Source organism: Okeania sp. SIO2C2, from assembly GCF_010692625.1.
GTDB lineage: Bacteria > Cyanobacteriota > Cyanobacteriia > Cyanobacteriales > Microcoleaceae > Okeania > Okeania hirsuta.
In genome coordinates this window covers 1-1,258 of sequence record NZ_JAAHGM010000170.1, presented here as the reverse complement: position 1 = coordinate 1,258, position 1,258 = coordinate 1, and the positions used below count along the sequence as shown (strand labels likewise).

General features: G+C 30.8%; 1 pseudogene. It reads left to right on the top strand.

The window, feature by feature from the left end:
• Positions 1-200 precede the first annotated feature (200 nt).
• Positions 201-1,239: pseudogene (locus F6K18_RS36175) on the top strand (transposase).
• The last annotated feature ends 19 nt before the right edge of the window (positions 1,240-1,258 follow it).

Sequence of the window (1,258 nt, the reverse complement as noted above, 5' to 3'; positions counted from 1 at the left end):
CAGGACTTACGCAAGGACACTATATATAGTGTTAAGTCTTAATTATCTCTCTATATTTGGGTTCTAAACTCCGTTTCCCTTTGCGATCGCATCAACCCCAAAATTATCATTTACTGAAAAATTTTGAGCAACTATATTATAGATTATCTGATATTATTATAACTGAGAATAACATAGTTTTTTTTAATGAAGAGTTTTTCATGGACTTTAATTATATAAAATATTGTCAGTATCTAATAAGTAGTCAGACAAATTACACTCTCACAAATCTTGCCGATCATCTAGAAGAAATTAGCCACGATAGCGTAGCTTTGCGTCAGCAATCAAATTAATCGTTACTTGAAAAATATTGATTTAGGGACAGAAGTTTTGTGGGAAAATGTCAGAGAGGAGATTTTAACTACTGAAGATGGTTATTTGATTTTTGATGACACAGTTATTAATAAAAAATATTCCCATGCATATTGAGCTTGTCCGGCGTCAGTATAGTGGTAATGAACATGGGGTAGTTCGTGGTATAGGAGTAGTAAATTGCTTATATTTTAATCCTCAAATAGAAAGATGCGCGGATAGTAGATTATAGGATTTATAAAGATCGAAAATGATGAAAATAGTAAAATAGATCATGTAGAAGATATGATGATTGATGTAGTAAACAAGAAGAAAATACCAGTAAAAAAAGTATTAATGGATAGCTGGTATGCAACACAAAGACTCATGGCTTTAATAGATAACTTAGGTAAAATTTACTATTGTCCGTTAAAAAGCAATCGTTTGGTAGACGATACAGGGGGCGTGAAAAAATATCAAAAATTGGAAGAGTTAACATGGAATAAGTCGGAATTAGTATCAGGTAAAATTATTAAAATCAAAGGTTTTCCTAAAGACAAAAAAGTTAAATTATTCTGGGCTACTGTTTCAACAAACAGAACAGAATATATTGCCACTAATGACTTGAGTCAATCCTCTACAGATGATGTAGAATTTGAGTCACAAACTAGATGGAAAATAGAAGAATTTCACGCCAGAATTAAGCAATTAACAGGACTTGGATTTTGCCAATGTCGTCGGGAAAAAATTCAAAGAAATCATATTGCTTGTGCTATGTTAGTCTGGAATTATTTGAAAAAAATGGCAACTATTTTAGCCATAACTATTTATCATCTTAAACATCAACTATTGTCTAAATATCTAGTATCTGAACTTAAATATCCTACAATTAAAATGACTGTTATTTAAGTTTTGATGGATTGTTTAT